The sequence below is a fragment of the Pseudomonas fluorescens genome (genome assembly GCF_900636825.1).
Taxonomy (GTDB): domain Bacteria; phylum Pseudomonadota; class Gammaproteobacteria; order Pseudomonadales; family Pseudomonadaceae; genus Aquipseudomonas; species Aquipseudomonas fluorescens_BG.
The window spans coordinates 1743057-1762189 of sequence record NZ_LR134318.1 but is presented as its reverse complement, the minus strand read 5'-3'; the positions used below and the strand labels follow the sequence as shown (position 1 = coordinate 1762189).

Annotated in this window: 15 protein-coding genes; 2 read left to right on the top strand and 13 right to left on the bottom strand. The window is 57.7% G+C overall.

Going from position 1 to position 19133, the window contains the following annotated elements:
* Positions 1-77 precede the first annotated feature (77 nt).
* The 10 genes from brnQ to sdhC all read right to left on the bottom strand — a co-directional run bounded on the left by brnQ (position 78) and on the right by sdhC (position 13176).
* Positions 78-1391 (bottom strand): branched-chain amino acid transport system II carrier protein, encoded by a 1314-nt coding sequence (gene brnQ / locus EL257_RS08075; protein WP_126361388.1) that lies wholly within the window; start codon positions 1389-1391, stop codon positions 78-80.
* 417 nt (positions 1392-1808) lie between these two features.
* The gene (sucD, locus tag EL257_RS08070) at positions 1809-2690 is read right to left on the bottom strand and encodes a succinate--CoA ligase subunit alpha (protein ID WP_007919877.1); all 882 of its coding nucleotides are present in this window, start codon (positions 2688-2690) and stop codon (positions 1809-1811) included.
* On the bottom strand, positions 2690-3856 hold the full coding sequence (sucC, locus tag EL257_RS08065) for an ADP-forming succinate--CoA ligase subunit beta (RefSeq protein WP_126361385.1): 1167 nt from the start codon (positions 3854-3856) through the stop codon (positions 2690-2692). Before sucC ends, sucD begins: the two co-directional genes overlap by 1 nt.
* 198 nt (positions 3857-4054) lie before the next feature.
* Positions 4055-5491 carry a dihydrolipoyl dehydrogenase gene (lpdA, locus tag EL257_RS08060; RefSeq protein ID WP_126361382.1) on the bottom strand — a complete coding sequence of 479 codons (1437 nt, stop codon included), beginning with the start codon at positions 5489-5491 and terminating at the stop codon, positions 4055-4057.
* Positions 5492-5599: 108 nt separating this feature from the next.
* Positions 5600-6820 carry a 2-oxoglutarate dehydrogenase complex dihydrolipoyllysine-residue succinyltransferase gene (odhB, locus tag EL257_RS08055; protein ID WP_126361379.1) on the bottom strand — a complete coding sequence of 407 codons (1221 nt, stop codon included), beginning with the start codon at positions 6818-6820 and terminating at the stop codon, positions 5600-5602.
* 44 nt (positions 6821-6864) lie between these two features.
* Entirely contained in the window at positions 6865-9696 is a 2832-nt protein-coding gene (locus EL257_RS08050) for a 2-oxoglutarate dehydrogenase E1 component (protein ID WP_126361376.1), read from the bottom strand.
* A 251-nt stretch (positions 9697-9947) separates the two neighbouring features.
* The gene (locus EL257_RS08045; protein WP_016773675.1) at positions 9948-10652 is read right to left on the bottom strand and encodes a succinate dehydrogenase iron-sulfur subunit; all 705 of its coding nucleotides are present in this window, start codon (positions 10650-10652) and stop codon (positions 9948-9950) included.
* 11 nt (positions 10653-10663) lie between these two features.
* Positions 10664-12436, bottom strand: coding sequence for a succinate dehydrogenase flavoprotein subunit (sdhA, locus tag EL257_RS08040; RefSeq protein ID WP_126361373.1), 1773 nt, complete (start codon positions 12434-12436; stop codon positions 10664-10666).
* Between the two features lie 3 nt (positions 12437-12439).
* Positions 12440-12808, bottom strand: coding sequence for a succinate dehydrogenase, hydrophobic membrane anchor protein (sdhD, locus tag EL257_RS08035; protein ID WP_007898993.1), 369 nt, complete (start codon positions 12806-12808; stop codon positions 12440-12442).
* The gene (sdhC, locus tag EL257_RS08030; protein WP_126361370.1) at positions 12802-13176 is read right to left on the bottom strand and encodes a succinate dehydrogenase, cytochrome b556 subunit; all 375 of its coding nucleotides are present in this window, start codon (positions 13174-13176) and stop codon (positions 12802-12804) included. Before sdhC ends, sdhD begins: the two co-directional genes overlap by 7 nt.
* A gap of 361 nt (positions 13177-13537) precedes the next feature.
* Between sdhC and gltA the strand changes: the two genes are divergently transcribed.
* Positions 13538-14827 (top strand): citrate synthase, encoded by a 1290-nt coding sequence (gltA, locus tag EL257_RS08025; RefSeq protein WP_101158686.1) that lies wholly within the window; start codon positions 13538-13540, stop codon positions 14825-14827.
* A 1003-nt stretch (positions 14828-15830) separates the two neighbouring features.
* On the opposite strand, the gene EL257_RS08020 is transcribed toward gltA, so the two are convergent.
* The 3 genes from EL257_RS08020 to EL257_RS08010 form a co-directional block, all read right to left on the bottom strand.
* On the bottom strand, positions 15831-17489 hold the full coding sequence (locus EL257_RS08020; protein ID WP_126361367.1) for a cation acetate symporter: 1659 nt from the start codon (positions 17487-17489) through the stop codon (positions 15831-15833).
* Positions 17486-17797, bottom strand: a complete 312-nt coding sequence (locus EL257_RS08015) for a DUF485 domain-containing protein (RefSeq protein ID WP_126361364.1) — start codon at positions 17795-17797, stop codon at positions 17486-17488. The genes EL257_RS08020 and EL257_RS08015 overlap by 4 nt, the downstream gene beginning before the upstream one ends.
* Positions 17798-18046: 249 nt before the next feature.
* Complete coding sequence (locus EL257_RS08010) at positions 18047-18898, bottom strand: glycine betaine ABC transporter substrate-binding protein (RefSeq protein WP_126361361.1); 852 nt, start codon at positions 18896-18898, stop codon at positions 18047-18049.
* Between EL257_RS08010 and EL257_RS27700 the strand changes: the two genes are divergently transcribed.
* Positions 18840-19130, top strand: a complete 291-nt coding sequence (locus EL257_RS27700) for a hypothetical protein (protein ID WP_172604433.1) — start codon at positions 18840-18842, stop codon at positions 19128-19130. The genes EL257_RS08010 and EL257_RS27700 overlap by 59 nt on opposite strands.
* Positions 19131-19133 lie beyond the last annotated feature (3 nt).

The following is a 19133-nucleotide window of genomic DNA, read 5'->3' as shown; positions in this document are numbered from 1 at the left end:
AAAAATGCCCCGTACCGATTGATACGGGGCATTTCTGTTTAACCGTGCTTGACCCGCTTGTGGCGGCTCACACCACGTCAGGCCATGGCTTGGCTGCGCTTGCCCAGCAGGCGGTCGCAAACGACCGCAACAACCAGCGTCATCACGCATGGCACCAGCCAGGCCAAGCCTTGCTCGCTCAGCGGCAGATGCGACAGCTCGCTCGGCATCCAGTCGGCCAGACCCGCGCCCTTCAGGGCATCGATCGTACCGAAGACAAAAGACACCAGCATCACCGGGCCAAGGATGCGCCCGTGTTCATGCCAGAAGTCTTTGCAGAAGCTCAGCGCGACCAGAACGATGCACGGCGGGTAGATCGCAGTGAGTACCGGGATCGAGAAAGCGATCAGCTTGGTCAGGCCCAGGTTGGAAACCAACAGCGAGAACGCCGCGAGGATAATCACCAGCGTCTTGTACGACAGCGGCAATACGCGGCTGAAGTATTCGGCGCAGGCACAGGTCAGACCCACCGCTGTCACCAGACACGCCAGCGAAATCAGCACGGCAAGGAAGCCGCTCCCCAGCGAACCGAAAGTGTGCTGAACGTAAGCGTGCAGAACCGCCGCACCGTTGGTTGCACCGACCGCGACTTCATGACTGCCGGAACCGAGTCGGAACAGGCTGACGTAGACCAGCGCCAGACCAACGCCGGCAATCAGGCCGGCAATGATTGCGTAACGGGTGATCAGCTTGGGCGAATCGACACCGCGCGAACGAATCGCGTTGACGATGACGATGCCGAACACCAGCGCGCCCAAGGTATCCATGGTCAAGTAACCATTGATGAACCCCTGCGAGAACGGTGCCGCGACATATTCCGGTGTGCCATGGCCGATGTCACCGGCCGGCAGTGCGAACGCGGCGATGCCCAGTACCGCCAGGGCAATGATTTTCAGCGGCGCGAGAAAGCGGCCCACGGTGTCCAGCAAACGCCCAGGGTAGAGCGAGATGAAGAACACCAGCAGGAAGTACACCGAGCTGTAGAGAAACAGCGCAAGCGGGCTCTCGCCGGTCAGCGGCGCGAGGCCGACTTCGAAAGAAACGGTCGCGGTGCGTGGAGTCGCAAACAACGGACCGACTGCCAGGTAGCATGCTGCAGCCAGAATGCCCCCGGCCACTTTACCGATCGGGCTACTGAGTGCGTCCATCGCTCCACCGACCTTGGCCAGCGCGACGACGGTGATCACAGGCAGACCTACTGCAGTGATCAGAAAGCCCAGCGCCGCCATCCAGACGTGAGGTCCGGCCTGCAAGCCAACGATAGGGGGAAAAATGATGTTGCCAGCCCCGACAAACAGGGCAAATGTCATGAAGCCAAGCGCCAGGATGTCCTGACCTTTCAAAACTTTCATTAAGGTAATACCACACTACTGAATCGGAATTTAGAGGGGAATTGCCCTGTTGGATTAGGGAAATGCTGTCGATCCGTATGGGACTGACCCTTAAAGCGCGTGGCTGCCTTGTGGGCGGCGGACGCAAAAATGGCTGCCAGCCTAACGAATTTGGCTGACAAACGCACTGTTGGAGGGCGAACTATCCGATACGCGACATTTCTGTGTCGCGTTTACGTATTTATTTTTCGTTGCTACGGCAAAGATCAAAAGATCGCAGCCTTCGGCAGCTCCTACCTTTGCAATGCATTCCTCCTGTAGGAGCTGCCGAAGGCTCGGGCCGCGATCGGACGATCTTTTGATCTTCCGAATTGCAGAAACGACAAAGGCCACCCGAAGGTGGCCTTTGTTTGGCGGAGCGTCAGCTAAGCGCGAGGCTTACTTGACAGCCCAGCCAGTCAGCTCGGCCAAGGCCTTGCCGATGTCTGCCAGCGAACGCACGGTTTTAACGCCTGCGTCCTGCAGTGCAGCGAATTTCTCGTCTGCAGTGCCTTTGCCGCCAGAGATGATCGCGCCAGCATGGCCCATGCGCTTGCCCGGAGGAGCAGTCACACCAGCGATGTAGGAAACAACCGGCTTGGTCACGTGTGCCTTGATGTAGGCAGCCGCTTCTTCTTCAGCCGAACCGCCGATCTCGCCGATCATCACGATCGCTTCGGTCTTCGGGTCTTCCTGGAACAGCTTCAGGATGTCGATGAAGTTCGAACCCGGGATCGGGTCACCGCCGATGCCGACGCAAGTCGACTGACCGAAACCGGCGTCAGTGGTCTGCTTCACAGCTTCGTAGGTCAGGGTGCCGGAACGCGAAACGATACCGACCTTGCCTGGCAAGTGAATGTGACCTGGCATGATGCCGATCTTGCATTCGCCTGGGGTGATCACGCCTGGGCAGTTAGGGCCGATCAGGACTACGCCCAGCTCGTCGCACTTAACTTTGGCGTCCAGCATGTCCAGGGTAGGAATGCCTTCGGTGATGCAGACGATCAGCTTGATGCCGCCGAACGCCGCTTCCAGGATCGAGTCCTTGCAGAACGGAGCCGGAACGTAGATCACGCTGGCGGTAGCGCCAGTGGCCGCTACTGCGTCTTTAACGGTGTTGAACACTGGCAGACCCAGGTGCTCGGTGCCGCCCTTGCCCGGAGTTACGCCGCCAACCATCTTGGTGCCGTATTCGATGGCTTGCTGGGTGTGGAAACTACCTTGCGAACCGGTAATACCCTGGCAGATAACTTTGGTGTCTTTATTGATCAGGACGCTCATTATTTGCCCTCCGCAGCTTTGACAACTTGTTGAGCAGCGTCGGTCAGGCTGGTAGCAGCGATGATGTTCAAACCGCTTTCTGCCAATACTTTAGCGCCCAGCTCAGCGTTGTTGCCTTCAAGGCGAACAACAACCGGGATTTTCACGCCGACTTCTTTCACAGCGCCGATGATGCCTTCGGCAATCATGTCGCAACGAACGATGCCGCCGAAGATGTTGACCAGTACTGCAGCGACATTGGTGTCGGACAGAATGATCTTGAACGCTTCAGTTACGCGTTCTTTGGTAGCGCCACCACCTACGTCGAGGAAGTTGGCTGGCTTGCCGCCATGCAGGTTGACGATGTCCATGGTACCCATGGCCAGGCCAGCACCGTTGACCATGCAGCCGATGTTGCCTTCCAGTGCTACGTAGTTCAGTTCGAACTTGGCAGCGTGCGCTTCGCGCGGATCGTCCTGCGACGGATCGTGGAAAGCCTTCAGCTTAGGCTGACGGTACATGGCGTTGGCGTCGATGTTGATTTTGGCGTCGAGGCAATGCAGATCGCCGTCAGCCTTGATCACCAGCGGGTTCACTTCCAGCAGAGCCAGGTCGTGGTCTTTGAACAGCTTGGCCAGACCAACGAAGATCTTGGCGAACTGAGTAACCTGCTTGCCTTCCAGACCCAGCTGGAATGCCAGCTCGCGACCCTGGGATGGCTGAGCGCCAACCAGTGGATCGATAGTGGCTTTCAGAATTTTTTCTGGAGTGTCGTGAGCGATTTTCTCGATGTCCACGCCACCTTCGGTGGAAGCCATGAACACGATGCGACGGCTCGAACGGTCAACGACAGCGCCCAGGTACAGCTCTTTAGCGATATCAGTGCACGATTCAACCAGGATCTTGGTGACTGGCTGGCCGTTGGCGTCAGTCTGGTAAGTCACCAGACGCTTGCCCAGCCACTGCTGTGCGAAGGCTTTGGCGTCTTCTTTGCTGCGAACCAGCTTAACGCCGCCCGCTTTACCGCGACCACCGGCGTGGACCTGAGCTTTGACAACCCACTCGCTGCCGCCGATTTTGTCGCAAGCTTCTGCTGCTGCTTCCGGGGTGTCTACTGCGTAACCAGTGGAAACTGGCAGGCCGTATTCAGCGAACAGCTGCTTACCCTGATACTCGTGAAGATTCATGCTTTTTACCGTCTTCGTTAGGTACTGCGCATTCGGCGCTGCGCTCGATTGAGTGCCGCGCCACCTGTGACTGCTGCTTGCGCAGCTTTCCGGTTACCCGGTGCAGCTACGCAAGACTGCGTCCGGCGGACATTCCGCGGTGAGACTTGCTCGCAAGGCTCACGACGGGCCGTTACCGCCGTGGTTTCTTATTGTCTGTTAACGCTTCTTGCGGTTGGCAATGTGGATGGCGCCGCCATTCACTGCCAGAGCAGCTTCGTGCAAGGCTTCAGACAGGGTCGGATGGGAGAAAACCATCATGCCCAGGTCTTCAGCGCTGGTGCCGAATTCCATACCGATCGCGCCCTGCTGAACCAGTTCTGCAGCGCTCGGGCCAATCACGTGAACGCCCAATACGCGGTCAGTCTTGGCATCAGCGATGACCTTGACGAAACCACCGGTATCGTTGGCAGCCATCGCACGGCCGGAAGCGGCGAACGGGAAGGTGCCGACGTTGACTTCAACGCCTTCGGCCTTCAGCGCCTGCTCGGTTTTACCTACCCACGCGATTTCCGGGTGAGTATAAATAACCGAAGGGATCAAATCATAGTTCATCTGAGCCTTGTGGCCCTTGATGCGCTCGACAACCATGATGCCTTCTTCCGAAGCCTTGTGCGCCAGCATCATGCCGCGAACCACGTCACCAATGGCGAAAACGCCCGGTACGGTGGTCGCGCAGTGATCGTCAACGTGCACGAAACCGCGCTCGTCGAGGGTCACGCCGCTGTCTGCAGCCAGCAGATCAGTGGTCACTGGACGGCGACCAACGGCAACGATCAGCTTGTCGAAGGTAATGGTCTGTTCGCCATTGGCATCGGTGTAATTGACCACGACTTCTTCGCCGTTGACTTTCGAACCGGTAACGCGAGCGCCCAGCTTGATGTCCAGACCCTGTTTGGTCAGGGTTTTCAGCGCTTCCTTGGAAACCGCTGTGTCCGCTGCCATCAGGAAGGTGTCCAGTGCTTCGAGGACAACCACTTCAGAACCCAGACGCGACCAGACCGAACCCAGTTCCAGGCCGATCACGCCAGCGCCAATCACGCCCAGACGCTTAGGCACGGTCTGGAATTCCAGAGCGCCAGTCGAATCGACGATGACCTTCTGATCAACCGGAGCCGGTGGAATGTCGATCGGACGCGAACCTGGCGCGAGGATGACATTTTCCGCTTCGATGACTTCTACCGAGCCGTCCGGCTTGGTGACTTCGACTTTCTTGCCAGCCAGCAGCTTGCCGTGGCCCTGAATCGAAGTGACGCCGTTGGCCTTGAACAGAGTGGCTACGCCGCCGGTCAGGTTCTTGACGATGCCAGCCTTGCGGCCAACCATCGCAGCGACGTCCATTTTGACTTCGCCGGTGGAGATACCGTGAACGTTGAAGCTTTCTTTCGCTTCCTTGTATTTCCAGGAGCTGTCAAGCAGCGCCTTGGAAGGAATGCAGCCCACGTTCAGGCAGGTACCACCCAAGGCTTGCTTGCCTTCAGCGTCGGTGTACTTCTCGATGCAGGCAGTGGTCAGGCCCAGCTGAGCGGCCTTGATGGCAGCAACATAGCCGCCAGGGCCGGCACCGATCACTACTACGTCAAATTTCTGCGACATTCAAAAAATCCTCTTTAGCAATAAAGCTACAAGCCGCAAGCTTCAAGCTGCAAGCCCACCGGCTCGTCTTGAGCTTGAGGCTTGTAGCTGAAAGCTTGCAGCTGTTTCTTAGATATCCAGCAACAGACGAGCCGGATCTTCCAGCAGGTTCTTGATGGTCACCAGGAAGGTCACAGCTTCTTTGCCATCGATCAGACGGTGATCGTAGGACAGTGCCAGGTACATCATCGGGCGGATAACGACCTGGCCGTTGATGGCCATAGGACGCTGGATGATGTTGTGCATGCCCAGAATCGCTGCCTGCGGCGGGTTGACGATCGGGGTCGACATCATCGAACCGAAGGTACCACCGTTGGTGATGGTGAAGGTACCACCGGTCATCTCGTCCATCGACAGTTTGCCGTCACGGGCTTTTTTGCCGAATGTTGCGATGCCGCCTTCGATTTCAGCCAGGCTCATCAGTTCGGCGTTACGCAGAACCGGAACAACCAGGCCACGGTCGCTGGAAACGGCAACGCCGATGTCCGCGTAGCCGTGGTAGACGATGTCAGCGCCATCGATCGATGCGTTAACAGCCGGGAAGCGTTTCAGCGCTTCGGTGGCCGCTTTCACGAAGAACGACATGAAGCCCAGGCGTACGCCGTTGTGGGACTTCTCGAACAGGTCCTTGTACTTCGAACGCAGCGCCATGACTTCAGTCATGTCGACTTCGTTGAAGGTGGTCAGCATCGCCATGTTCGACTGTGCTTCAACCAGACGCTTGGCCACGGTGGCACGAACGCGGGTCATCGGTACGCGCTTCTCGATGCGGTCGCCAGCGGCGAACACAGGAGCGGCAGCCGAAGGAGCAGCAGCCTTGGCAGGCGCGGCAGCCGGAGCGGCTTTCTTGGCAGCAACAGCAGCCACCACGTCTTCCTTGGTCACACGACCGCCCTTGCCGGTACCGGCAACGGAAGCGATGTTGATGCCGTTTTCTTCAGCCAGCTTGCGAGCAGCCGGTGCAGCGACAGGATCGTCTTCACCTTCAGCAGCGGCTGGCGCGGCGGCAGCAGCCGGAGCAGCGGCGGCGGCTGGAGCAGCGGCGGCAGCGCCACCCTCTTCGATCGAGCCCAATACCTGGTTGGAAAGTACGGTATCGCCTTCGTTGGCAACGATTGCGCCCAGCACGCCGTCCGCTTCAGCCAACACTTCGAGTACGACCTTGTCGGTTTCGATGTCGACGATCAGGTCGTCACGCTTGACGGCCTCACCTGGTTTCTTGTGCCAGGTGGCAACGGTGCCATCGGCAACCGATTCCGGGAATGACGGGGCTTTGATTTCGATAGCCATTATCTGTGGGTCCTTAAAATTCGGTTTCAGTCAGCGCGAAGGCGTTAAACAGTGAAAGCATCTTGCAGCAGTTTTTCCTGCTGCTCGGCGTGCATCGATGCGTAACCACAAGCAGGAGCAGCAGAAGCCTCACGGCCCGCGTACTCGAGTACGAGAGACTTGTCGAGGTTACCGATGCTACGGCGCAAGTGATGCTGGCTGCAGTACCACGCACCCTGGTTCATCGGCTCTTCCTGACACCAGACCGCATGTTTGGCATTGGTGTAAGGCGCCAGGACTTCTTTCAAGTCATCTTCAGGGAACGGATACAGCTGCTCGATACGCACGATGGCAATATCTTCGCGGCCTTCGGCACGGCGTTTTTCCAACAGGTCGTAGTAGACCTTGCCGCTACACAGAACAACGCGCTCGACCTTTTTCGGGTCCAGAGCATCGATTTCCGGGATCACGGTCTGGAACGAACCTTCGGCCAGATCTTCCAGTGTCGAGATGGCCAGCTTGTGACGCAGCAGCGACTTCGGTGTCAGCACGATCAACGGCTTGCGCAGTGGACGAATCACCTGACGACGCAGCAAATGGTAGATCTGCGCTGGCGTGGTTGGAACGGCAACCTGAATGTTGTGCTCGGCGCACAGTTGCAGGTAACGCTCAAGACGCGCCGAGCTGTGCTCAGGGCCCTGACCTTCATAACCGTGTGGCAGCAACATGGTCAGACCGCAGAGGCGACCCCACTTGTGCTCGCCGCTGGTGATGAACTGGTCGATTACAACCTGTGCACCGTTGGCAAAGTCGCCGAATTGGGCTTCCCAGATCACCAGCGCATCCGGCGTGGTAGTCGAGTAACCGTATTCGAACGCCAATACCGCTTCTTCCGACAGGAACGAGTCGTACAGGTCGAAGCGAGGCTGACCGTCGTACAAGTGCTGCAGCGGAATGTAGGTGCCCGCATCTTTCTGATTGTGCAGCACAGCGTGACGGTGCGAGAACGTACCGCGGCCGATGTCCTGACCGGTCATGCGGATCGGGTGACCTTCGAACGCCAGGGTCGCGTACGCCATGGTTTCGGCGTAACCCCAGTTGATCGGCAGGCCGCCGGCTTGCATCTTCTGACGGTCTTCGTAGATCTTCGAGACCTGACGCTGAACCACGAAGCCTTCCGGAATTTCCAGCAGCTTGGCGGACAGTTCCTGCAGGGTCTTGAGGTCGAAACGCGTGTCGTGACGCGCAGTCCAGGCGTGGCCCAGATACGGACGCCAGTCCACGAACAACTCTTTGTTCGGCTCTTTGACCAGGCTCTTCACCACGTGCAGACCGTTGTCCAGCGCGTTGCGGTATTCGTCGACTTTCGCCTGAACACGCTCTGCGTCAAGAACACCGCCCTGGGTCAGGCGATCAGCGTACAGCTCACGGGTGGTGCGCTGCTTGGTGATCTGCTGATACATCAGAGGCTGAGTGCCACTAGGTTCGTCGGCCTCGTTGTGGCCGCGACGACGGTAGCAGACCAGATCGATGACCACGTCACGCTTGAACTGCATGCGGTAGTCGATGGCAAGCTGGGTTACGAACAGCACGGCTTCCGGATCATCGCCATTCACATGGAGGATCGGCGCCTGGATCATCTTGGCAACGTCGGTGGCGTACTCGGTGGAACGCGAGTCCAGCGGGTTGCTGATGGTGAAACCAACCTGGTTGTTGATCACGATGTGCACGGTACCGCCGGTCTTGAAACCGCGGGTCTGCGACATCTGGAAGGTTTCCATGACCACGCCCTGACCTGCAAACGCAGCGTCACCGTGGATGGAGATCGGCAGAACCTTCTCACCGGTCGGGTCGTTACGACGATCCTGACGGGCGCGAACCGAACCTTCGACCACCGGAGACACGATCTCCAGGTGGGACGGGTTGAACGCCATGGCCAGGTGAACTTCACCGCCGGCGGTCATCACGTTGGACGAGAAGCCCTGGTGGTATTTAACGTCACCGGAACCCAGCTCGACCTTTTTCTTGCCTTCGAACTCGTCGAACAGCTCACGCGGGTTCTTGCCGAAGGTGTTGACCAATACGTTCAGACGGCCACGGTGGGCCATGCCGATGACGACTTCCTTGGTGCCGTAGGAACCGGACCGCTGGATCAGTTCGTCGAGCATCGGAATCAGGCTTTCACCGCCTTCCAGACCGAAACGCTTGGTGCCCGGGTATTTGGTACCCAGGTATTTTTCCAGGCCTTCACCGGCAGTCACGCGCTCAAGCAGATGGCTCTTGATATCAGCGGAGTACGTCGGGCGACCGCGCACGCTTTCCAGACGCTGCTGGAACCACTGGCGCTGCTCGGAATCGGTGATGTGCGTAAATTCAGCGCCGATGGTGCGGCAATATGTCTGCTGCAACGCTTCGTGAATTTCGCGTAGGCTCGCTTCCTCTTTGCCGATGAACAGGTCGCCGGCACGGAAGGTCGTATCAAGATCGGCATTGGTCAAGCCGTAATGATTGATCGACAGGTCTGCAGGTGCAGGACGCTGCCACAGCCCCAGCGGGTCAAGCTGGGCTGCCTGGTGGCCACGCATACGGTAGGCCTGGATCAATCGCAGCACTTCAACTTGCTTCTTCTCGTGCTCACTGCTCACGCTGCCGGCGGAAACCGGTTGGGCGCGGCGCTGGTTCTTTGCCAGCAGCACGAAATGATCGCGAATCGTCGAGTGCGAAACATCAGTGGCAGAGTTGCCGTCGGCTGGCAACTTCTGAAAGTAGGTGCGCCACTCTTCTGGCACAGCGTTAGGGTCGTGCAGGTAGAGCTCATAAAGCTCTTCCACATAGGCAGCGTTTCCACCTGAAAGGTAGGCGCTGTTCCACATGCGCTGCATCACGCTTTCTTGCATGCTTGGTCACCCTCGGTTAGGGGAACACCATCGGTGTCGACACCGAGCAAACTTGCAGAAGTCCGAATGCAGCGACTAAAACAAGCCACCTAGGATCACACTGATAGTCCGGGTACCAGCCCGGATGCCCCTGCTTGTCTCATTTCTTCAAAAGAAGAGCTGCAGCTTATGACTACGGCTCTGGTTATAGCCATGACGCGGGTTGAAGCCCGCGCCACAGCCTGTACGGTGCAACGGTTACAGCAGCTGAATCACACGCCGCTCGAGAGCAGCATGTTACGGATGTGACCGATGGCCTTAGTCGGGTTCAGGCCTTTCGGACATACGTTGACGCAGTTCATGATGCCCCGGCAGCGGAATACGCTGAACGGGTCATCGAGCGAAGCCAGACGCTCGGATGTCTTGGTGTCACGGCTGTCTGCCAGGAAGCGATAGGCTTGCAGCAGTGCAGCTGGACCCAGGAACTTGTCCGGGTTCCACCAGAAGGACGGGCAAGAGGTCGAGCAGCAAGCGCACAGGATGCACTCGTACAGACCGTCGAGCTTTTCACGTTCTTCCGGCGACTGCAGACGCTCGATGGCCGGAGCCGGCGTGTCGTTCTGCAGGTAAGGCTTCACCTTCTCGTATTGCTTGTAGAAGATGCTCATATCGACGACCAGGTCACGGATAACCGGCAAACCTGGCAGTGGACGAACGATCAACTTGTTACCTTTTACAACGGCGGACAGCGGCGTGATGCATGCCAGACCGTTCTTGCCGTTGATGTTCATGCCGTCGGAGCCGCAGACGCCTTCACGGCAAGAGCGACGATAGGAAAAACCTTCGTCCTGCTCTTTGATCAGGGCCAGCACGTCCAGCACCATCAGGTCTTTACCACCGGTATCGACCTGGAAATCCTGCATGAACGGCGCAGCGTCCTGATCAGGGTTGTAGCGATAAACACTGACTTGCAACATGGCGGTCACCCTTAATAAGTCCGGACTTTAGGTTCGAAAGTCGGAACAGTCTTCGGCGAGAAGTTCACGGCACGCTTGGTGACGCGCTTGTCACCCGGGAAGTACAGGGTGTGGCACAGCCAGTTTTCGTCATCACGGTCTTCGAAGTCTTCACGGGCGTGAGCACCGCGGGATTCTTTACGGACTTCGGCAGCGATGGCGGTAGCTTCGGCCACTTCCAGCAGGTTCTGCAGTTCCAGCGCTTCGATACGCGCAGTGTTGAACGCCTGCGACTTGTCGTTGATCTTCACGTTGGCGATACGCTGACGCAGGTCGGCCAGCTGAGCGATGCCCTTCTGCATGTATTCACCGGTACGGAATACACCGAAGTAATTCTGCATGCAGCTTTGCAGCTCGCGACGCAGAGTCGCCACGTCTTCACCGTCGGTACGGCTGTTCAGCGCGTTCAGACGCGACAGAGCCGCTTCGATATCGGCTTCGGTAGCATCGTCGTATTCGATGCCGTCGGTCAGCGCCTTTTCCAGGTGCAGGCCCGCAGCACGGCCGAATACCACGAGGTCGAGCAACGAGTTGCCGCCCAGACGGTTGGCACCGTGAACCGATACGCAAGCCACTTCACCGACAGCGAACAGACCAGGAATGATCTGATCCACGCCTTCAGCGTTCTGGGTGATCGCCTGGCCATGAATGTTGGTGGCAACGCCGCCCATCATATAGTGGCAAGTCGGAACAACCGGAACCGGCGCAACCACAGGGTCAACGTGTGCGAATGTCTTGGACAGTTCGCAAATGCCTGGCAGACGGCTGTGCAGCACTTCCTCGCCCAGGTGGTCGAGTTTGAGCATCACGTGATCGCCATTCGGACCGCAACCGTTGCCGGCGATGATTTCCTTGACCATCGAACGGGCAACCACGTCACGACCAGCCAGGTCTTTCGCGTTCGGAGCATAACGCTCCATGAAACGCTCGCCGTGCTTGTTGATCAGGTAACCACCTTCACCACGGCAACCTTCTGTAACCAGTACACCGGCGCCGGCGATGCCGGTCGGGTGGAACTGCCACATTTCGATGTCCTGCACCGGTACGCCAGCACGCAGAGCCATGCCGACGCCGTCACCTGTGTTGATCAGGGCGTTGGTGGTGGACGCGTAGATACGACCTGCACCGCCGGTCGCCAATACGGTGGCTTTGGCGCGAATGTAGGAGGTTTCGCCGGTTTCGATGCAGATTGCGATCACACCAACGAATTCGCCTTCCTGGTTTTTCACCAGATCGACAGCGTAGTACTCGTTGAGGAACGTGGTGCCGGCTTTCAGGTTGCCCTGATAAAGAGTGTGCAGCAGCGCGTGACCGGTACGGTCGGAAGCCGCGCAAGTACGCGCAGCCTGACCGCCCTTGCCGTAGTCCTTGGACTGACCGCCGAACGGACGCTGGTAGATTCGGCCTTGCTCGGTACGCGAGAACGGCAGACCCATGTGGTCCAGTTCGAATACGGCAGCCGGGCCTTCCTGACACATGTATTCAATAGCGTCCTGGTCACCGATGTAGTCGGAACCCTTGACGGTATCGTACATGTGCCAGCGCCAGTCATCGTTCGGATCAGCGGACGCGATTGCGCAAGTGATGCCGCCCTGAGCCGACACAGTGTGCGAACGGGTCGGGAAAACCTTGGTGATCACGGCAGTCTTGTGACCGCCCTGTGCCAGTTGCAGCGCAGCGCGCATGCCGGCACCGCCACCACCAATAATGATGGCGTCGAAAGAAATCGTTGGAATGTTAGCCATGAATCAGATACCCCAGAGAATCTGCACACCCCAGACGAAGTAAGCGAACATCGCAACGCCGCATACTGCCTGGAAAAGGAAACGTACTGCAGTCGCGGACTTGCCCAGCGCCATTGGCGTCAGGTAGTCGGTCGCGATGGTCCACATGCCGACCCAGGCGTGAGCGCCCAGGGCAACGAGGGCCAGCAGACTGAAGATACGCATCCCGTTGTGGGCGAACAGCGCATGCCACTGGTCGTAGCCAATGCCCGGATTCGCTGCGAGGTATCCGATCAGGAAAATGAAATAAGCCGCGAGAACAACCGCAGACACGCGTTGTGCCATCCAGTCATAGAGGCCAGAACGCGAAAGGTTCGTAACGCTGGTTACCATATCCAAACTCCTGCCAGAACGATCAGCACCACGGAAACGGCGATGATAATTTTCGAGCCCAGGCGGCCGCCTTCCAGCGTCTCACCGATGCCCATGTCCATGATCAAGTGGCGCACACCGGCTACCAGGTGATACAGAAGAGCGGACAGGAGGCCCCATGCTACGAACTTGGCCAGCGGACTGGTCAAGCCTGCCTTCACGTCGGCAAAACCTTCCTCTGAACCCAGCGATTTGCCCAATGCGTAAAGCATGAAGCCAATGCCAAGGAAGAGGATGATGCCGGAAACACGGTGAAGAAACGACGTAACGCCGGTGATGGGGAGTTTGATGGTCCTTAGGTCTAGGTTTACAGGTCGTTGGCTTTTCACGGCTTTTTTTTCACACTGAAGAGCCCCTAACAATCAGGGCAAAGTTGTTGGGGAGTGCACTGGTCAGGTAACCACCACCCAGGGATGCGACCCCCAATAAAGCAGGCCCAAAGCCCTTGGCGGTCGGTGGCCGAGTATAGACAGTTAGGTTACTAATGACAACGCGTACACCTACCCCCAATAGCGGATTGCACAAGTTGCATAAAAGGCGTAAATGGCAGGCAATTTCGAGGAAAAAGTCGGCTTAAAGCCTTCTGGAGCAAGACTTTAGGCAAATTGACATTCGAATTTATCTCACTATAGTGGTGCGGGCCCTGCGTGGGGGGTCTGTCTGATGGTTCAAGCATAAATAGGAGGCCACATGGCTGACAAAAAAGCGCAGTTGATCATCGAGGGCGCAGCCCCCGTCGAGCTGCCCATTTTAACCGGCACCGTTGGTCCCGATGTTATTGATGTTCGGGGCCTGACGGCCACGGGCCGCTTCACTTTCGACCCGGGTTTCATGTCGACCGCCTCGTGCGAATCGAAGATCACCTATATCGACGGCGACAACGGCATTCTGTTGCACCGCGGCTACCCGATCGAACAGCTGGCTGAAAAGTCGGACTACCTGGAAACCTGCTACCTGCTGCTCAATGGCGAACTGCCGACCGCAGAACAGAAGGCCCAGTTCGTCAGCACCGTGAAAAACCACACCATGGTTCACGAGCAGCTGAAAACCTTCTTCAACGGCTTCCGTCGTGACGCCCATCCGATGGCCGTCATGTGCGGTGTAGTCGGCGCCCTCTCGGCCTTCTACCACGACTCCCTCGACATCAATAACCCGCAGCATCGCGAAATCTCCGCGATCCGTCTGGTTGCCAAGATGCCGACTCTGGCAGCGATGGTTTACAAATACTCCATGGGCCAACCCATGATGTACCCGCGCAACGACCTGACGTACGCGGAAAACTTCCTGCACATGATGTTCAACACCCCGTGCGAGATCAAACCGATCAGCCCGGTACTCGCCAAGGCCATGGACCGGATCTTCATCCTCCATGCCGACCACGAGCAGAACGCATCGACTTCCACCGTACGTCTGGCAGGTTCTTCGGGTGCCAACCCGTTCGCCTGTATCGCCGCCGGTATCGCCGCACTGTGGGGCCCGGCTCACGGCGGTGCGAACGAAGCCGTTCTGACCATGCTGGATGAAATTGGCGATGTGTCGAACATCGACAAGTTCATCGCCAAGGCCAAGGACAAGAACGATCCGTTCAAGCTGATGGGCTTCGGTCACCGCGTTTACAAGAACCGCGACCCTCGCGCGACTGTGATGAAGCAGACCTGCGACGAAGTGCTGAAGGAACTGGGCATCAACAACGATCCGCAACTCGAACTGGCCATGCGCCTGGAAGAGATCGCCCTGACCGACCCGTACTTTATCGAGCGCTCGCTGTATCCGAACGTCGACTTCTACTCGGGGATCATCCTCAAGGCGATCGGCATTCCAACCAGCATGTTCACGGTGATTTTCGCTCTGGCACGTACTGTTGGCTGGATTTCGCACTGGAAGGAAATGCTGTCGAGCCCGTACAAGATTGGCCGTCCGCGCCAGTTGTATACCGGTTACGAGTCGCGTGATATTACTTCGCTGGAAGATCGCAAATAAGGGTTTTGTTGTTTGTGATGGTTTAGTGGTGTGTCAGGAACGGCCTCTTATATAGAGGCCGTTTTTGTTTGTGGTTTCAGCGGCCTTCGGGCCGACTGGTTCTTGGATTTGGGGGCATATCCGTTGCTTCGGGCGCTGCGGTTGGCGGTTTCGCTCTTACAGCGAGTCACCTTTTCCAAACGCCGAAAAGGTAACCCAAAAGGCTTTGCCCCGGCGTACGGCACTTCGCTTAGGCTCAGTGTTCCCTCGCTACGGTGTCCATCCGGGGGCATCGCCTACGGTTTGCTTCGCTGCACCTCCTCTCGATGAATGCGGCTGCGCCGCACGGCGCTGCGCGCCTACCCCCCGGATGAACACCTTCGCTCGGCCTGCCGAAGGGGCAAAAGATCAAAAGCAGAAGCCAAAGCAAAGCCAGATCAAAAGATCGCAGCCTTCGGCAGCTCCTACAGTTGGATCGCGTAACAGCTAACGAACAGGTCGGCTGTCAGGCCGCCATCGCCGGATCGCCGCTCGGAGCAGGCTCGCTCCCACATAAAAGCAAAGCAGCGCAGCTGCCCGCGGCGAAGCCGCCCCACTCAACAATGAGCGCAAGCTCGAGTAAAGCTTTTGATCTTGATCCACGGGCGACGTCGGAAGGCTGAGTGGAGGGATTGATCCGGGCGTGGGAGCGTAGCGACCGTTTGGCGCAGCCAAACACAGCGAGAGGAGGTGCAGCGAAGCAAACCGGAGGCGCTGCGCCCGGATCGATCCCGGAGCGAAGGAACCCCGAGCCTCAGCGAGCGGGCCGAACGCAGGAGCAAGCGTTTTTTGCTTACTTTTTTAGGCGCTTGTAAAAAAGTAAGTCGCCGTAAGGGCGAAACCGCAAGCCGCCGCACCGAAAAAACGGATATTCACCCAAACCAACCGATAACCGCCCACAAAAAAAATGCCCCAATCTCTCAATCAGGGCATTTCTTACAGCTTGCAGCTTGCAGCTTAAAACTCGCAGCTTGTAGCTAACCTCTTAGTGCGAAACCGCCCCACTCGCCCCCAACCCAGTCTGCGAACGCACAAACTGCGGGAAGAACAGCGCCCGCTCATTGTCCGCAGCCGCCGACTTGTCAGTGATCGAGAAGAACCAGATCCCCACAAACGCAATGATCATCGAGAACAGCGCCGGATATTCGTAAGGGAAAATCGCCGTCTCATGATGCAGGATCTGCACCCAAATGGTCGGGCCGAGGATCATCAGACCCACCGCACTGACCAGACCCAGCCAGCCACCAATCATCGCACCGCGAGTGGTCAGCTTCTTCCAGTACATCGAAAGCAGCAATACCGGGAAGTTACAGCTCGCCGCGATGGAGAACGCCAGGCCCACCATGAACGCAATGTTCTGGCTTTCAAACAGAATACCCAGACCAATCGCCAACACCGCCAAGGCAATGGTCGTGATTTTCGAGACGCGAATCTCGTCCTTCTCGTTGGCTTTGCCCTTCTTGATCACGCTGGCATACAGGTCATGAGAAACCGCCGAGGCACCGGCCAGGGTCAGACCCGCCACCACCGCGAGGATCGTCGCGAACGCTACCGCCGAGATGAAGCCGAGGAAGATGCTGCCGCCCACAGCGTTGGCCAAATGCACCGCCGCCATGTTGTTGCCGCCGAGCAACGCGCCCGCCGCATCTTTAAAGGCCGGGTTAGTGCTGACCAGCAGGATCGCGCCGAAACCAATGATGAAGGTCAGGATGTAGAAATAGCCGATGAAGCCCGTAGCGTACAGAACGCTCTTGCGCGCCTCTTTTGCGTCACTCACGGTGAAGAAGCGCATCAGGATGTGCGGCAGGCCAGCGGTACCGAACATCAATGCCAGACCCAGCGAGAACGCCGAAATCGGATCCTTGACCAGACCGCCCGGGCTCATGATCGCTTCGCCCTTGGCGTGGACCTTGATCGCCTCGGAGAACAGCGTGTTGAAGTCGAAGCCAACGTGCTTCATTACCATCAGCGCCATGAACGAGGCACCGGACAGCAGCAACACAGCCTTGATGATCTGCACCCAAGTGGTCGCCAGCATGCCGCCGAACAGCACGTACATGCACATCAGCACACCGACCAGAATTACCGCAACGTGGTAATCGAGCCCGAACAACAGCTGAATCAGTTTGCCGGCACCGACCATTTGCGCGATCAGGTAGAACGCCACCACCACCAGCGAACCGCAGGCGGACAGGGTGCGAATCTGGGTTTGCCCAAGGCGATAGGACGCCACGTCGGCAAAGGTGTATTTGCCCAGATTACGCAGGCGCTCGGCGATCAGGAACAGAATGATCGGCCAGCCCACGAGGAAGCCGATCGAGTAGATCAGGCCATCGTAGCCGGAGGTGAACACCAGCGCGGAAATCCCCAGGAAGGACGCTGCCGACATGTAGTCACCGGCAATCGCCAGACCGTTCTGGAAACCGGTGATCTTGCCGCCCGCTGCATAATAATCAGCGGCCGAGTTGTTTTTCTTCGAAGCCCAGTAAGTGATGTACAAGGTCGCGCCGACGAACGCCACGAACATGAGGATCGCCGGGATGTTCAGCGGCTGTTTGGCCACAGCGCCGGTCAGGGCATCAGCAGCCCAGGCGCCAGGCGCAAAAGCGGCAACGCCAAGTAAAGCAAGCAGACGCCGGATCATTGCTGAGCCTCCTTGAGAATCGCATTGTTCAGGTCGTCGAACTCGCCATTGGCGCGGCGCACGTAGATACCGGTCAGGATGAAGGCCGAAACAATCAGACCGACACCGATGGGAATGCCCCAGGTAATTGAAGATTCAGGACTGATTTTCGCCCCGAGCACATGTGGCCCGTATGCGATCAGCAGGATGAATGCGGAGTACAGCCCAAGCATGATTGCCGAGAGAATCCAGGCGAATCGTTCCCTTTTCTGAACCAGCTCCTTGAATCGGGGACTGTTTTGAATCGAGAGGTAAATGCTGTCGTTCATTGTTTTTATCCTCGCAGCACAAATTATTGTTGGAACGTAGCTAATGTATGCGGCTGCGGGAGAGGTTCCAGACGACCTTAGTAGTAGATGGCCATGATGTTTTTGCCATTCTTGAGTACACAACAAAAAAATGTGGGAGCTGGCTTGCCAGCGATGGCGTCGTACCAGCCAACTTTTAGTCAACTGACCGACCGCTATCGCGGGCAAGCCCGCTCCCACAGGGTTCGTGGTGAACGATGCTATTTCGGGTTATTTGGTCCAGTCAGCCACACGCTCCGGGTGTTTCGCCACCCAGGCTTTGGCCGCGGCATCAGGCTTGGCGCCATCCTGAATTGCCAGCATCACTTCGCCGATTTCGTCTTTCGACGCCCACTGGAAGTTCTTCAGGAACTTCGCCACTTCCGGGGCCTTGGCTTCGAGGCCTTTGCTGCCGATGCTGTTCACGGTTTCCGCCGCGCCATACACGCCTTTTGGGTCGTCGAGGAAGCGCAGTTTCCACTTGGCGAACATCCAGTGCGGCACCCAACCGGTGACAGCAATGGATTCGTTTTTCTTCTCGGCGCGGGTCAGCTCGGCGATCATGCCGGCGCCGGAGCTGGCTTTGAGGCTGTATTTGTCGAGACCGTAATCCTTGATCGCCTGATCGGTCTTGAGCATTACGCCCGAACCGGCGTCGATGCCGACAATGCGGTTTTTAAAGGTGTCGTCGGTTTTCAGGTCTTCGATCGACTTGGCTTTGACGTACTCCGGCACGATCAGGCCGATTTTCGCATCCTTGAAGTTCGGGCCGTAATCGACGACCTGATCCTTGTTTTTCGTCCAGTATTCACCGTGGGTCACCGGCAGCCAGGCCGACAGCATGGCATCTAGTTTGCCAGTGGCCACGCCCTGCCACATGATCCCGGTGGCGACGGCTTGCAGCTTCACGTCATAACCGAGTTTCTGCTTGATCACTTCGGCGGCCACGTGGGTGGTCGCAACGCTGTCGGACCAGCCGTCAACGTATCCGATGTTCAGGGTCTGTTTTTCAGCGCTGGCGAAAGTGGAACTCATCGCAAGCACCACTGCGGCACCTGCGCCTAAAAGTCGTCGCTTCTTCATCGTTTACTTCCCCGAAATGCTGCGCCCGACGGATGCCGGGCATCGTCAACGTATTGTTATGGTGCACAGCGCCCCCTCACGCCTGACCGAAAACTCGTTCGAACATCAGCGATTGTTCAACAAGGGTACTGACGGTTTGATCATCAACCTGACGCCGCTAACGACCTGCTCTGTCAGCGACCTCAAGGCACCGAGAAACGACATCAGAAAGCCATTAAGCGGCCCTGAATAATTG

Bases quoted from the DNA above. Each gene is read 5' to 3' on its own strand.
- brnQ (WP_126361388.1), bottom strand. From the start codon at position 1,391: ATGAAAGTTTTGAAAGGTCAGGACATCCTGGCGCTTGGCTTCATGACA.
- sucD (WP_007919877.1), bottom strand. From the start codon at position 2,690: ATGAGCGTCCTGATCAATAAAGACACCAAAGTTATCTGCCAGGGTATT.
- sucC (WP_126361385.1), bottom strand. From the start codon at position 3,856: ATGAATCTTCACGAGTATCAGGGTAAGCAGCTGTTCGCTGAATACGGC.
- lpdA (WP_126361382.1), bottom strand. From the start codon at position 5,491: ATGTCGCAGAAATTTGACGTAGTAGTGATCGGTGCCGGCCCTGGCGGC.
- odhB (WP_126361379.1), bottom strand. From the start codon at position 6,820: ATGGCTATCGAAATCAAAGCCCCGTCATTCCCGGAATCGGTTGCCGAT.
- EL257_RS08050 (WP_126361376.1), bottom strand. From the start codon at position 9,696: ATGCAAGAAAGCGTGATGCAGCGCATGTGGAACAGCGCCTACCTTTCA.
- EL257_RS08045 (WP_016773675.1), bottom strand. From the start codon at position 10,652: ATGTTGCAAGTCAGTGTTTATCGCTACAACCCTGATCAGGACGCTGCG.
- sdhA (WP_126361373.1), bottom strand. From the start codon at position 12,436: ATGGCTAACATTCCAACGATTTCTTTCGACGCCATCATTATTGGTGGT.
- sdhD (WP_007898993.1), bottom strand. From the start codon at position 12,808: ATGGTAACCAGCGTTACGAACCTTTCGCGTTCTGGCCTCTATGACTGG.
- gltA (WP_101158686.1), top strand. From the start codon at position 13,538: ATGGCTGACAAAAAAGCGCAGTTGATCATCGAGGGCGCAGCCCCCGTC.
- EL257_RS08020 (WP_126361367.1), bottom strand. From the start codon at position 17,489: ATGATCCGGCGTCTGCTTGCTTTACTTGGCGTTGCCGCTTTTGCGCCT.
- EL257_RS08015 (WP_126361364.1), bottom strand. From the start codon at position 17,797: ATGAACGACAGCATTTACCTCTCGATTCAAAACAGTCCCCGATTCAAG.
- EL257_RS08010 (WP_126361361.1), bottom strand. From the start codon at position 18,898: ATGAAGAAGCGACGACTTTTAGGCGCAGGTGCCGCAGTGGTGCTTGCG.